The sequence below is a fragment of the Luteimonas flava genome (assembly GCF_036584485.1).
Lineage (GTDB): Bacteria > Pseudomonadota > Gammaproteobacteria > Xanthomonadales > Xanthomonadaceae > Luteimonas > Luteimonas flava.
Map to the genome: position 1 here is coordinate 979822 of NZ_JAZHBM010000003.1, position 14231 is coordinate 994052.

General features: G+C 71.2%; 10 protein-coding genes. 7 read left to right on the plus strand and 3 right to left on the minus strand.

Annotated features, from left to right (window positions below):
- Positions 1-60: 60 nt before the first annotated feature.
- Positions 61-582, minus strand: a complete 522-nt coding sequence (locus V3391_RS16845; RefSeq protein WP_332079580.1) for a hypothetical protein — start codon at positions 580-582, stop codon at positions 61-63.
- Between the two features lie 61 nt (positions 583-643).
- Here V3391_RS16845 and V3391_RS16850 point away from each other — a divergent pair, with 61 nt between their 5' ends.
- Positions 644-2806 carry a RelA/SpoT family protein gene (locus tag V3391_RS16850; protein WP_332079581.1) on the plus strand — a complete coding sequence of 721 codons (2163 nt, stop codon included), beginning with the start codon at positions 644-646 and terminating at the stop codon, positions 2804-2806.
- Between the two features lie 54 nt (positions 2807-2860).
- Complete coding sequence (locus tag V3391_RS16855; protein ID WP_332079582.1) at positions 2861-4408, plus strand: ATP-binding protein; 1548 nt, start codon at positions 2861-2863, stop codon at positions 4406-4408.
- A 46-nt stretch (positions 4409-4454) separates the two neighbouring features.
- On the opposite strand, the gene V3391_RS16860 is transcribed toward V3391_RS16855, so the two are convergent.
- Positions 4455-6551: a glycosyltransferase gene (locus tag V3391_RS16860; protein ID WP_332079583.1), complete on the minus strand. Its 2097-nt coding sequence runs from the start codon at positions 6549-6551 to the stop codon at positions 4455-4457.
- 123 nt (positions 6552-6674) lie between these two features.
- Here V3391_RS16860 and mrcB point away from each other — a divergent pair, with 123 nt between their 5' ends.
- Genes mrcB through lepB form a run of 5 tightly spaced genes read left to right on the plus strand, consistent with a single transcriptional unit; the run spans position 6675 to position 13201 of the window.
- On the plus strand, positions 6675-9155 hold the full coding sequence (mrcB, locus tag V3391_RS16865; protein WP_332079584.1) for a penicillin-binding protein 1B: 2481 nt from the start codon (positions 6675-6677) through the stop codon (positions 9153-9155).
- On the plus strand, positions 9155-9688 hold the full coding sequence (locus V3391_RS16870) for a tetratricopeptide repeat protein (protein WP_332079585.1): 534 nt from the start codon (positions 9155-9157) through the stop codon (positions 9686-9688). The genes mrcB and V3391_RS16870 overlap by 1 nt, the downstream gene beginning before the upstream one ends.
- A 20-nt stretch (positions 9689-9708) precedes the next feature.
- Positions 9709-11796 carry a DNA repair helicase YoaA gene (gene yoaA / locus V3391_RS16875; protein ID WP_332079586.1) on the plus strand — a complete coding sequence of 696 codons (2088 nt, stop codon included), beginning with the start codon at positions 9709-9711 and terminating at the stop codon, positions 11794-11796.
- A complete protein-coding gene (tsaB, locus tag V3391_RS16880; protein WP_332079587.1) occupies positions 11793-12530 on the plus strand; it encodes a tRNA (adenosine(37)-N6)-threonylcarbamoyltransferase complex dimerization subunit type 1 TsaB in 738 nt (245 codons plus the stop codon). Before yoaA ends, tsaB begins: the two co-directional genes overlap by 4 nt.
- A gap of 26 nt (positions 12531-12556) precedes the next feature.
- Complete coding sequence (gene lepB, locus V3391_RS16885) at positions 12557-13201, plus strand: signal peptidase I (RefSeq protein ID WP_332079588.1); 645 nt, start codon at positions 12557-12559, stop codon at positions 13199-13201.
- A 154-nt stretch (positions 13202-13355) separates the two neighbouring features.
- On the opposite strand, the gene V3391_RS16890 is transcribed toward lepB, so the two are convergent.
- Positions 13356-14231, minus strand: coding sequence for an energy transducer TonB (locus V3391_RS16890; RefSeq protein WP_332079589.1), 876 nt, complete (start codon positions 14229-14231; stop codon positions 13356-13358).

Genomic DNA, 14231 nt, shown 5'->3' on the forward strand with positions numbered 1-14231 from the left:
CTGTCGAGCAGCGCGCGGATGTGATCGTGAAAGCGAACGGACGGCGGCGACGATCTGCCGTCAGCGAACGCGTTCGACCTTGGCTTCGCGGTTGTAGCCGTCGACCTGCAGCCACCACACACTCAGCAGTCCCGGGCGCAGTCGGACATTCACATCCTGGCCGCGTGCGCCCGCGATCGACGCGTTGTCGGTCTGCCGCCACACCTGGCCGTTCGCCAGCGTGTATTCGCGGCCACGTGCGAAGCCCGTGAAGGCGCCAGGGATGGTGCTCTCGACCGGCTCGCGCGATTCCGCGGGACGCACCGCCGTCTCTGCCGCGACCGACGCTTCACGACGGCCTTCCTCGCGCGCCTGCGCGATGCGCGCTTCGACGTCCGGCGTAGCCGCTGCGGCCGCAGAGGGCGCAGCACCACGCGCCAGCAGTTCGTTGAGGCGTGCGAGTTCGGCTTGGCTGAGCTTTTCCAGTCCCGCCGCACGGAACTCGGCATCTGTCAGGCGCTCCTCGATTCGCGTCTGCTGCGCGAATGCGGGCACGGCTGCGGCAAGCGCCGCCGCGATCAAGACACTGTGGACTGCACGCATGCTCTGTTCCTCTGGTCGGGGCGCCGCTAGTGTAGACCGTCCTGCCCGCATCGAGCGGCCGATGCCCGAGCCCCCGGACAACCTGCGCGACCGCCTGCTGGCGCTGCCGACGATGGCTGCGGCCGGGCCGTCGTTGCGCGCGTTGCTGGCGTCGCTGCCGGACGAGGCGCAGATCGCCGCGGGCGATGCGGCCGTGCTGCTGGACACCGTCGGTTCGCTGGGTCTGCTCGGTGCCGACGTCGAAGTCGTCGCGACCGCGCTCGCCGATGCGGTGCCCGCGTGGCGGCCCCTGCTGGTGGCGCGACTGCCGGCGATCGTTCCGTTGATCGAAGGGCTGGCCGCCGCGCACCAGGTCTGGTCGCTGCATGCCGAGCACGCGAGCGAAGGCAATCCCGAAGGCCTGCGACGCCTGTTGCTGGCGTTGATCCGCGACCTGCGGCTGGTGCTGGTGCTGCTGGCGCGGCAGCTGGCGCTGATGCGCGCCGCGGCGCGCAGCGAAAACGACGCCGCGCGTCGCGCGCTGGCGGCGCTGACCCGCGACATCCACGCGCCGCTGGCGAACCGGCTCGGCATCTGGCAGCTGAAGTGGGAGCTCGAAGACCTCGCGTTCCGCTATCTAGAACCGGACACCTATCGCCGCATCGCGGGCCTGCTTGACGACAAGCGCACCGGGCGCGAGCGCCACATCGAGGCGGTCCGCGTGCAGCTCGGCGAAGCGCTGGCCGCGCAGGGCGTGCGCGGTGAGGTCGCGGGCCGGCCCAAACACATCTTCAGCATCTGGAAGAAGATGCAGCGCAAGCAGGTGCCGATCGGCGAACTCTACGATTTGCGGGCCGTGCGCGTGCTGGTCGACGACATTCCCGCCTGCTACGCCGCGCTCGGTGTGGTGCATGCGCTGTGGACGCCGATCCCCAGCGAGTTCGACGACTACATCGCCCGGCCCAAGCACAACGACTATCGCTCGCTGCACACCGCGGTCGTCGGGCCGGACGGCAAGACGCTGGAGGTGCAGATCCGCACCCGCGAGATGCACGAGGCGTCCGAACTGGGCGTCGCCGCGCACTGGCGCTATAAGGAAAGCGGCGGCTCGCAGCGCTCGTCGTCGGCCGGCGATGCCGCGCTGGAGCGACGGATCGAATGGATGCGCCGTCTGCTCGACGCACACACCGAACCGGCGGGCGAGGGTGATCCGTCGCTGGCCGGCGCGCTCGGTACGGAACTTGTCGAAGACCGGGTCTTCGTGCTGACGCCCAAGGGTGAGATCGTCGATCTGCCACAGGGTGCGACACCGCTGGATTTCGCTTACCACGTGCACACGATGGTCGGGCACCGCTGCCGCGGCGCCAAGGTCGACGGTCGCATCGTGCCGCTGGATTACGTGCTGCACAGCGGCGAGCGGGTCGAAATCCTGACCGCGAAGACGCCGTCGCCGCGTCGCGACTGGCTGGTCGTGTCCAATGGATTCCTGGCCAGTGCGCGCTCGCGCGAGAAGGTCCGCAACTGGTTCCACAAGCTCGACCGTGCGCGCAACCTGCAGGCCGGTCGCGAGCTGCTGGACAAGGACCTGCGCCGCCTCGGCCTGCTGCAGGCGGATCTCGCGCCGGTGCTGTCGCGCTTCAACGTCGCCACCGTCGAAGACCTGCACGTGCTGGTCGCGCTCGGCGACGTCGGTCCGAACCAGGTGGGCCGTGCACTGCTGGAGCTGGAGCGCGAACGCGAGGCGCCGGCCGACGACGCCACGCCGACGCTGCCGCTGCGGCAACCGCGACGCCTGCCCAAGGCCGCCGACTCCGAATTCCACGTGGTCGGCGTCGACAATCTGCTGGTGCAGGTCGCGCGCTGCTGCCGGCCGGTGCCGGGCGAGCCGATCGCCGGGTACCTGACCCGCGCGCGCGGGGTGACCGTGCACCGCCGCGATTGCCCGGCCTTCCTGCGGCTGTCGGCGCACGAGCCGCAGCGCGTGCTGCCTGTGGAGTGGGGGCGCGCCAGTGGCGGCCATGCATCGGACATCGTCGTCGAGGCCGTCGATCGCCGGCATCTGCTCAAGGATCTGAGCAACGCGATCGCGCAGGAGGATGTGCACGTGCTTTCGATCCAGAGCGAGTCGCTCGGGCTGTCACGCGTGCGCTTGCAACTGCGCGTGCGGGTCGCGGATTACGGCCAGCTCGCGCGTTTGCTCGGCAAGCTCGACGGGATGCCCGGCGTGGACGCCGCGCGCCGGTGACGCGCCCGTTCATTGGGGGCTTCCATACTGCGCCGCGTGCGACGCGAATCCGACATGCCTGATCATCCCGCACCGCCCCCGCGCGAGCGTCTGGCGCGTGCGTCATCGCGCGCGCGCGCCTCGGCGGCCGAGGCACTGCAGCGTCGACGCGGGTGGTGGATCGCGGCCGGTGTGTTCGGGCTCGTGGTGGTCCTGGTCGTGCTGGTCCGCCTGTTCCTGGTCGACCGGCTGTGGCCGGAAACCCGCGCGCAGGCGCTGCTCGACGAGGCTGCAGTCGCGACCGCCGCCGGGCGCCTGAGCACGCCCGATGGCGACGGCGCCCGACAACTCTACGAAGCCGCGCTCGCGCTCGATCCCGACGACGTACGTCCGCGCGCGGGTCTGGCCGAGGTCGCGCGCGCGGCGGTGGTGCAGGCAGCGGCCGCGGTCGAGGCGGGCCGTTTCGACGACGCGCACGCGGCGCTGCGACTCGCCAACGAACTCTCGGCGCCGCGCGAGCACGTCGATGCGGTGACGAACGCGCTGCGTCAGCGGGAAGCGGCCGGTGCCGGGCTCGATCGCCTGGTCGCCGAGGCGCAGGCCGCGCAGGCGGCTGGCGTCCTCGACGCAGGGGAGCAGAGTGCGTTGCCGTTGTATCGCCGCGTGCTGGCGCTGCAGCCCGACAATGCCGACGCCCTGCGCGGTCGCGAGGATGCGCTGGCGTCGCTGCTGGAGGATGCGCGGCGGCGTCTTCGCGAAGGCGGCCTGCGCGAAGCGGCCGACCTGATCGCACGCGTCCGCGAATACGATGCCGGCCACGTCGACCTCCCCGACACCGATGCGCGCCTGACCGAAGAACTCGATGCGCTGCGCCGTCGCGCCGCACGCAGTCTGGAAACGGGCCACGTCGAACGCGCGGTCGCCGAGTGGCGCACGTTGCTCGCGTTCGACCCGGCCGATGCGCGCGCGCAACGCGGCTTGCACGATGCCGGCGCTGCCTACGCGGCCCGCGCGGAGCGCTTCGCGCGCGACTTCAATTTCGCCGATGCCGACGCGCAACTGCGCGAAGCCCGCGCGCTCGCGGCCGACAGCGATGCCGTGCGCGTGGCCGGCGAACACGTCGAGCGCTCACGCGCGCGCCATGCGCGCCTCGGACCGCAACTGCCGCCTGCCCAACGTCGCCAGCGTGTGGACACCCTGTTGCGTCAGGCCGCTGCCGCCGAAGCACGCGGCGATCTGCTGACGCCGCCCGGCGACAGTGCCTACGACAAGATCCGGGCCGCGCGTCTGGTGGCGCCGGACGACGCGGCGGTTGCGCGCGCGTCGTCGCGTCTGCTGCCGTCGGCCCGGCAATGCTTCGATGCCGGCCTGCGCGCGAACAGTCTGGCGCGCGCGCGCACCTGCCTCGATGCCCGCGAAGTGCTCGGCGACGCAGGCAGCGCCGTGCGCGAAGCAAGGCGCCGGCTGGCGCAGCGTTGGCTGGCGATCGGCGACGAGCGTCTGGGCGCGGGCAATCTCGCCGGCGCGGAGGCCGCGCTCGCATCGGCGCGCGATGTCGACGCCGGCGTACCCGGTCATGCGGAGTTCGCGCGCCGGCTGCGCGCGGCGTCGATCAACCGCTGACTGTCTTTCTCGCGCCTCGACGGTCGCAGCGCCGGCTGCCCGGCAATCAGCTGTCGAAGAACACGCGACGCACTGTGTCGCGCGCCGCGTCCATCGAGAAATGCGCCTGCACGTTTGCGAGCCCATTGCGGGCGAGGCGGGCCCACAACACTTCGTCGCCGTACAGCGCGATCACGGCATCCGCGAAGGCCGCCGCGTCCCCGGCCAGCAACACATCCTCCCCATCTCGCAGGTGCATGCCTTCGGCCGCGCACGGCGTCGCGACGACCGGCTGGCCGTGTGCCATGCTCAGATTGACCTTGCCCTTCACGCCCGCACCGAAGCGCAGCGGTGCGACGGCGATGCGACAGCCCTCCATATAGGGCGCGATGTCCGGCACGTGGCCATGGATGCGCACGCCGGGCGCATCCGCGAACGCGGCGATGGTGTCGGGCACGTAGCCGCCGATGCAGTGGAAATTCACGTCCGGCAGCGCGGCTCTGATGCGCGGGAACACCTCGCCGAGGAACCAGCGCATCGCATCGACGTTGGGTGGATGACGGAAACCGCCGACGAAGACCAGATCACGCCGCTCGGCGAATGCCGCGCCCGTACCCGCAACCTCGTGCAGATTCGACAGCACGGTGACGCGCGCATCCGGCGCATCGCTGGACAGCACTTCGGCCTCGGCCGCGCTGACCACGAGGGTGTGGTCACTTCGCGCGATGACCTCCAGCTCCAGCGAGCGCGTGCGTGCGGCGGCGCGCGCCAACGAGGCGTCCTGCGCGACGTCCGCGCCGCGCTGCTCGCGGACGTAATGCAGATCGATGCTGTCGAACACGACGCGCGCCTGCGGCGCGTGCGCACGCACCAGCGGCAGGAATTCGCGCGCGATGTAGTGGCGGCACAGCAGCACGCGCTGGAAGCGGCCGCCATGCGTGCGCATCCAGCGGGCGACACCCCCGGCCTGCGGGTCATACCAGACCTCGACGCCGAGCGCCTGCAGGTCGCGTGTCGCATCGCCCGCAAACCGTCGGTCCGCGGGCAGAAACACGACGTGCGCGCCGGCCTCGCGCAGCAGCCGCATCAGGTTGACCAGCCGCAACGACGCCGAATCGCGGTCCGGGCTGGGCGTGAGGTTGTCGACGATCAGCACCTGTGGCGTACCGGGGCGCGGCACTTGTCCAGCGGCGACGGGATCGACCGGTCGCGATGCGAGTGCGTCACGCCAGCGCGCTTCGAACACCGGCAGGTTGCGCGCCTGCGCGGCCTTCATGCCTTGGGTCGGATCGGTGCCCGCACTGAGGCCTTCCAAGTGCACCACGCGCGCGACTGGCTGCACCAGCACGCGCAGCCCGGCATCGCGGACGCGGAACGCGAGATCGGTGTCTTCGTAGTAGGCCGGCGCATAGCGCGGATCGAATCCGTCGAGGCGTTCGAACACGCTGCGTTCGACCATCAGTGCCGCGCCGGACACGTAGTCCACGTCCGCACACCAGGCGAATGCGGGATGCGTGGGATCGGCGAACCGGCCCCGGCTTTCCCCACGTCCGTCGCGCGCGAGCATCGCGCCGGCCTCCTGCAGACGACCGTCGGGGTACACCAGCTGCGCGCCGACGATGCCGACGTCGGCGTGCGCATCGAAGGTCGCGTGCAATGCATCCAGCCAGCCGGGCTGGGGCACGGTGTCGTTGTTGAGGAACAGCAGGAAACGACCGCGTGCGATCGCGGCGCCCGCGTTGCTCGCGCCGATGAAACCGAGATTCGCCGGCAACGCGTGCAGGCGCAGCCCATCGACCTGCGCCAGCAGCGCGCGCGTGTCGTCCGGACTCGCATCGTCGACGACGATCACTTCGATCAGCGTGCGCGGCGGGTGTGCTGCGATCGCGCGCAGGCACGCGATCGTCTGGTCGACGTGGCCATGCACCGGGATGACGATGCTGACGTCGGGCGCGTCGGAGACGGGCAGGGCAAACGGCGCGAATGGCGACGTGTCCGCTGCCAGCAACACATCGGCCGAAGCGGGCGCGAAGAGCCCCAGTTGCGCGCTGACACGCTGCCACGTCGCGGCAGGGCCGCGGGTGCGCAGACTGGCCAGGCCGCGGCGGCACAGGCCGAGCGCGCGTTCCAACTGGAACCGCGCGCCCGCCAGGGAAAACGACATGCGTTCGTAACTCCAGCTGACTGTTCGGGAGGCGGCCTGCGGTCCGCGCCGGAGCGCTGGGATAGACTGCCCGGCGCTATTGTGGCATCCACATCGACCCGCCGCCGCGGGTGCAGGAATTCCATGGCCCGGATCGATTACGAAGACGACGACACCGACGATCTGAACGACGACGCGCCGCCCGCCTGGCGTCGGCGCGCGGTCACCGCGGTGCTCGCACTGGTCGGTCTCGGTCTGGGATTCCTGATTCCCTACACGCTGTACTTGAACCATCAGGTCAGCGAGAAGTTCGGGGCGCTGACCTGGCAGGTGCCGACGCGCGTCTATGCACGTCCGCTGCAGATCACGCCCGGCGTCGCGATGAACGCCGCGACGCTCAAGACCGAGCTCGATGCGGCGGGCTATCGCGAAGGCGACGGCGTCAAGCCGGGCACGTATGCGAGCGAGGGCGGGCGCTGGACGATCTCCAGCCGCGGCTATCGCGATGTCGACGGCGCGGTCGCGCCCGGTCGTGTGCAGCTGTCGCTGTCGGGCGGACGCGTGTCGCGGCTGCGCGATGGCGACGGCGAGCGCGCGCTCAAGGTCGCGCGCATGGATCCGGCGCGTATCGCCACGCTCTACGGCCAGCGCCAGGAAGAGCGCCGGCTGGTGCGCATCGACGAAGTGCCGCAGCTGCTGACCGACACGCTGCAGGCGGTCGAGGACAAGGACTTCGCGCATCACCACGGCATCGATCTGAGCGGCATCGTCCGCGCGGCGATGGTCAACATGCGCGCCGGCGAAGCACGCCAGGGCGCCAGCACCTTGACCCAGCAGCTCGCGCGCAGCGGTCTGCTCGGCATCGGCCGCGAGCAGACCTATACGCGCAAGTTCAACGAAATCCTGTACGCGATGCTGATCGAGGCGCGCTACGGCAAGGGCCCGATCCTCGAGGCCTATCTCAACCAGGTGTACCTGGGCCAGCGCGGTGCGCAGGCGATCCACGGGGTCGCCGCGGGTGCTGAATTCTGGTTCGGCCGCCGCCTCGACGACCTGGAAACCGAGCAGGTCGCGCTGCTGGTCGGCATCATCCGCGGGCCCTCGCATTACGATCCGCGCCGCAATCCGGAACGCGCGCTCGCGCGCCGCGATTTCGTGCTCGGCAAGATGCTCGAATCCGGGCTGATCGACCAGGCCGCGCATGATCGCGCCGCCAAACGCCCGCTCGGCGTCACCGAAACGCCCGGCAGCATCGCCGCGAACCGCTTCCCCGCCTACGTCGATCTCGTGCGTCGCCAGCTGGCGCGCGACTATCCGACCGGCGAGCTGCAGGGCGCGGGCCTGTCGGTGATGACCGCGATGGCGCCGTCGGCACAGGCGTACGCGGAAGGCTCGACGGTACGCACGATCAAGGATCTGAGCACCGGCAAGCGGCCGCCGCTGCAGGCCGGCCTGGTCGTGACCGACGTGCATTCGGGCGAAGTGGTGGCCGCGGTCGGCAGTCGCGATCCGGTCGAGCACGGCTTCAATCGCGTCGTCGAGGCCCACCGCCCGGTCGGCTCGCTGCTCAAGCCGTTCGTGTATCTGCTTGCGTTCGGCAATCCCGCGCAGTACTCGCTGGCCAGCTGGGTCGACGATTCGCCGGTGACGATCACGCTGGAGAACGGACAGCGCTGGTCGCCCGGCAATTCCGACGGCCGCAGTCACGGCACGGTGCGGATGATCGATGCGCTGGCGCGCTCCTACAACCAGGCGACGGTGCGCATCGGCGAGGCCGTCGGCGCGCGGGCGCTGGCCGACCTGGTGCACGTGCTCGCCGGCGTGCGCGCGACGCCCAATCCATCGCTGACGCTGGGCTCGATGGACCAGAGCCCGTATGCGATGGCGCAGCTCTACCAGTTCTTGGCGTCCGGGGGCGAGATCCAGCCGCTGCGCGCGGTGCGCGGCGTGATCGACGAGCAGGGCCGGGTGGTCAACCGGTACGACAACGCGCCGCGCCCCGCGCAGGAAGGCGACGCGATCGCCGCGCGTCTGGTGACGCTGGCCCTGCAGCACGCAGTGACCTCGGGCACGGGCCGCCAGCTGGTCAGCGACGGCCTCGGCCGGCTCAACGCCGCCGGCAAGACCGGCACCAGCAACGACGGCCGCGACAGCTGGTTCGCCGGCTGGACCGGCGATCATCTGGCCGTGGTCTGGGTCGGCAACGACCAGAACGAGCAGACCGGTCTCTACGGCGCGACCGGCGCGATGCGCGTGTGGTCGGGCATCTTCTCGCGTCTGCCGAGCAAGCCGCTGGAAGTGGGCGACGCGGGTCTCGAATGGCAGTGGGTCGCGCAGTCCAACAGCACCGACGCCGACTGCCCCGATGCGCGTCGATTCGCTTTCGTCGCCGGCTACGCGCCGCCGTACCAGCCGTGCCCGACCTACGATCCCAACCAGACCTTCGTCGACGAGAATGGCAATCTCGTGGATGCGACCGGCGCGCCGGTGCAGCAGGAGCGCCGCGGCTGGCGCGAGTTCTTCGGCTTCGGCCGTGACGAGGAGGCCGCGCCGCCGGCCGACACCGCACCGCCCGCCCCTGCGCCCGCACCCGCACCCGCACCGCCTGTCGAGGAGTCGCCCTGATGCATCCGTCCCGTCTCGCATTCCGTCTGTCCGCGCTGTCGGCCGCGCTCGTGCTCGCCGCCTGCGCCAGTCCGTCGCCGAGCACCGCAGACGCCGCGCCGGTCTCGACCATCCCGCCGGCGACCATGGTCCAGACGATCCGTGCATCCGCCGGCGATGGCGACGGCGAACTCGCCGTGCAGCCGCTGCGCGATCCGATGGTCGAAGACCTGCGCGCACGCGCGGTCACGCTGGAGGCGCAGGGCGACCTGGCGGGCGCCGTCGCCGCACTCGACGAAGCCATGACGATCGTCGACAGCGATCCCGCACTGCTGCAGGAGCGCGCGGAACTGGCGATCCTGCAGAATGATTTGCCCAGGGCCACGCAACTGGCCGAACGCGCCTACGCGCTCGGTGCGCAGGTCGGTCCGCTGTGCCGTCGCCACTGGATCACCCTCGAACAGGTGCGCCTGTCGACCGGCGACGCCGAAGGCGCGACCCAGGCGCGCGGTCAGGCCGATGGCTGCCGTGTCGCCGGGCCCAATCGCTACTGATCGCGCCACCGGCCGGGCCCGTGCTCGACACGCGTGACGCCCGCCTCGCGGACCGCAGCCGCGAGGCCCTCGCCCCCGGTGGCCTGCTGGCGGAACGGATTCCCGCGTTCCGGCCACGCGTCGCCCAGCAATCGCTGGCGATGGCGGTGGCCGATGCGATCGACCAGCGCGCCACGCTGCTGGCCGAGGCCGGCACCGGCACCGGCAAGACCTTCGCGTATCTCGTGCCGGCGCTGCTGTCGGGGCTGAAGACGATCGTCTCGACCGGCACGCGCGCGCTGCAGGACCAGCTGTTCCATCGCGACCTGCCGCGCGTACGCGATGCGCTCGGCAGCGGCCTGCGCAGTGCGCTGCTCAAGGGCCGCGCGAACTATCTGTGTCTGTATCGCCTCGAGCAGGCGCGTGGCGAACCGCGGCTGGCCTCGCGCGAACAGATCCATCAGTTCCAGCGGATCGTTGCCTGGGCCGGGCGCACGCGCATGGGCGACATGGCCGAACTCGACGGCTTGCCTGAAGACACGCCGCTGCTGCCGCTGGTCACCTCGACCGTCGACAACTGCCTCGGCAACGACTGCCCGTTCTGGAGCGAGTGTTTCCTGGTGCAGGCGCGCCAGCGGGCGCAGGCCGCGGACGTGGTCGTGGTCAACCACCATCTGCTGCTGGCCGATCTGGCGCTGAAGCAGGAAGGCTTCGGCGAAATCCTCCCCGGGGCGCAGCTCTTCATCGTCGACGAGGCGCACCAGTTGCCGGAACTCGCCGCGCAGTTCTTCGGCGAGGGCATGAGCGCGCGGCCGCTGGTCGAGCTGGCGCGCGACGCGATCGCCGAGTGCAAGGACGTGCCCGGCGCGTTGCCGGTGCTGCAGTCCCCGGCACATGCGCTGGACGAGGCCACGAGCGCGCTGCGCACCGCGATGGACGGACTGCCGCCACGTGGCACCCGCTATCGCGCGCTGTACGAACCTGCGGTCGAGGACGCGCTGCATGCGCTCGACGACGCGCTGCTGCATCTGCGCGATGCGCTCGGTCCATTGCGCGAAGCCTCACCCGGCTTCGACAGCTGTCACGCGCGCGCGCAAGCTTTCGTCACGAAGCTGCGGCGCTGGAACGACGGCAGCGCGGCGGCGGAGTCGATGTTCGACGACGACGCGCCGCCCGTCGAAGATGCCGATTCGCCACCGCTCGACGACGGCGTGCTGTGGTACGAACTCACCCCGCGCGGCTTCCGCCTGCAGCGCACCCCGCTGGATGTCTCGGCACCGCTGCGCACGCATCGGGAAGCCTCGGGCGCGGCGTGGATCTTCACCTCGGCGACGCTGGCGGTCGATGGCCACTTCGACCACATCGCGGAGCGCCTGGGCATCGAAGCGCCGCAGACCCTGCTGACGCCGAGCCCATTCGACTGGCCGCACCAGGCGCTGTGCTATCTGCCGCCGAAGCTGCCGCAACCGTCGGCGCAGGACTACACGCGTGCCGTCGTCGATGCGGTGCTCCCGGTGCTCGAAGCCTCGGCCGGACGCGCGTTCCTCCTGTTCGCCTCGCATCGCGCCCTGCGCGAAACCGCGGCGCTGCTGCGCGATGGCAGCCGCGCGTGTCCCTGGCCGCTGTTCGTGCAGGGCGAGGCGCCGCGCCACGTGCTGCTGCAGCGCTTCCGCGATTCGGGGAACGGCGTGCTGCTGGGCGCGGCGAGTTTCCGCGAAGGTGTCGACGTCGCCGGCGACGCGTTGAGCGTCGTGGTGATCGACAAGCTGCCGTTCGCCGCCCCGGACGATCCGGTGTTCGAGGCGCGGCTGGATGCGATCCGCCGCGCGGGCGGCAATCCATTTCGCGACGAGCAGCTGCCGCAGGCGGTGATCGCGCTCAAGCAGGGCGTGGGCCGCCTGATCCGCACGGAATTCGACCGCGGCGTGCTGGTGCTGTGCGACCCGCGGCTGCTCGGCCGCAGCTACGGCGGCGTGTTCCTCGATTCCCTGCCGCCGCTGCCGCGGACCCGGGAGCTGTCGACCGTCGCCGCGTTCTTCGCGAACCGCGAGGCGCCGGTGCCTGCGACAATGGCGCCGGACGCGCCGTCCGAATCCTCCGTTCCGCTTCCCGACCCCCTGTCCCGATGAAACTGCTCGCGTTCGAAACCGCCACCGAGGCCTGTTCCGTCGCCATCTGGGACGACGGCCGTGTGCTGGAGCGCTTCGAGATCGCACCGCGCCGGCACGCCGAACTCGCATTGCCGTGGGCCGAGACGTTGCTGGCGGAAGCCGGCATCGCGCGCAGCCAGCTCGATGCGGTGGCGGTCGGCCGGGGGCCGGGTGCATTCACCGGCGTGCGTCTGGCCATCGCGCTGGTGCAGGGCATCGCGCTGGCGCTGGATCGCCCGGTGGTCGCGCGCTCCACGCTGGAAGTGCTGGCGATGCGCGCACAGGCGACGCCGGGCACGCAGGTCCTGGCGGCGATCGACGCGCGCATGGGCGAGGTCTACAGCCAGGCATTCGTGCACGACGCCGATGGTCTGCGCGCGCTCGGCGCCGCGCGCGTGTCCTCGCCCGACGCCGTCGAGCTGCCGGGCGATGCGACCGCGTGGGCAGGTGTCGGTACCGGCTTCTCGGCCGCCGATGGGGCGTTGCAGTCGCGGCTGGGCGCGTGCTTCGCGCGGATCGACGCAACTGCGCTGCCGCACGCGGCCGATCTGGCGCAGATCGCGGCCGCGGCATTTGCACGCGGGGAAGCAGTCGCGCCCGAGCGTGTCGAACCCGCCTACCTGCGCGACAACGTCGCGCTGACCCTCGTCGAACAGATCGCCTTGCGCGCGTCCCGTCGCGCGGTGGAACCCGGCACGCCGGGCACGGTCTGAGACAGGACCTGCATGGAGAGCGCGACATGACCGCGACGTCCCCACCACCTTCGCCTTGGCGCGCCGGCCAGCGTGGCGCACGCCTGCGTGGCTGGCTGCGCCGCGAAGGTCTGCCGCTGGTCTGTCTGCTCGGCCTGCTGCTGGTCGCGCGCTCGTCGCTGGCCAATCACTACTACGTGCCCAGCGGTTCGATGGAACCGACACTGCTGCCGGGCGACCGCGTCGTCGTCGACATGCGTGCCTACGGCCTGCGCGTCCCGTTCACCCAGTGGGCGGTGTGGGGTGGTGATGCGCCGGCGCGCGGCGATGTCGTCGTGTTCCGCTCGCCCTCGGACGGCATCCGCCTGATCAAGCGCGTGGTCGCCGTCGGCGGCGACCGCGTCGATCTCGTCGATGGCCGCCTGGCGATCAACGGCGCACCGCTCGCCGATCAGCCCGGTGCACCGGAGGACTTCGGCGACGTGCAGGTCACGCTGAATCTCGATGCCGGCGGTGGTCCCGATCTCGAGGCACTGCAGGTGCCCGACGGCCAGGTGCTGGTGCTCGGCGATCATCGCGGCGCCAGCATCGATGGCCGCTACTTCGGCTTCGTGCCCGCCGCGGCGATCTACGGCCAGGCGCGCGGCGTGTTCTGGCGCACCGGCGACGGCTTCGGCTGGCGGAAGCTCTAGGATCTGCAGGTGCGCACTTGCGCGCGATGGCGCCCGATCTGGACTGCCCCCGCGCGCAAGCGCGCGCCTACACGCCAGCTGCCATCGCCGGGACGTGTTCACCCGGAGCGCTTGATCTCGGCCAGGGGCCGCGTGTGCGGAGATCGACAGCCCCTCACCGATCGTCGATCAGCTCGCCACCCGGCAGGAAGTTCCAGGTCCGGGTGACGTGGAGCACGTCGACCTCGTCGCCCGTCGTCGGCAGCGGCGGATAGGGCTCGGCCAGCCGCGCGATGCGCAGCGCCGCGTCGTCGAGCATCGCGGTGCCGCTGCTGCGGATGATGTCGGCCCGTTCCACCGAGCCGTCGCGGCGGATCGCCACGCTGATCACCAGTTCGCCGGCCAACTGCCGGCGCCGCGCTTCGTCGGGATAGTTGAGATTGCCGACGCGCTCCACGCGGTCCACCCATTGCCGCAGGTAGGCGGCGTAGGCGTATTCCTGCGTGCTCGCCGAGACGAACTTGCGCTTGGGCCGGCGCGCGTAGCGCTCCGAGCGCATGTGGATCTCGGCCGCGAGCCGCGCCATTTCCAGATCGCGCTCGATCTTCTCGGGCCCGCGCGGCAGCGTCGAGGGATCGGTCTGCGTGGTGGGATCTTCGACCGGCAGCGCGGTCTCGCCGCGGGTGCTGGCGACCACGCGGTCGAGCGGCGGTGGCTGCGCATCCGGCGACTGCGCGCGCAGTTCCATCGGAGCGACGCCGGTCGTGTCCTGCGGCACCTGGCCGATCTGCGCCTCGCGCGGGCGGTTGGTCTGCTCGTGCTCGCCGCCGCCCTGGTTGCTGGCCTGGGCGAGAAAGTCGGCCTGCGCCTGGGTCAGCGGACTCGTGGTCTCGGTCAGGATCACGTCCAGCGTCGGCATCACCGGCGCGGCGTCTTCGGTCGCGAAGCCGATGCCCAGCACCAGCAGGCCGTGCACCAGCAGCGACAGGACGAACGTCGCACCGAGGCGCGCGCCGTCGTCGATCTGCGGAGGCGGCGGGGCGGCCTGCAT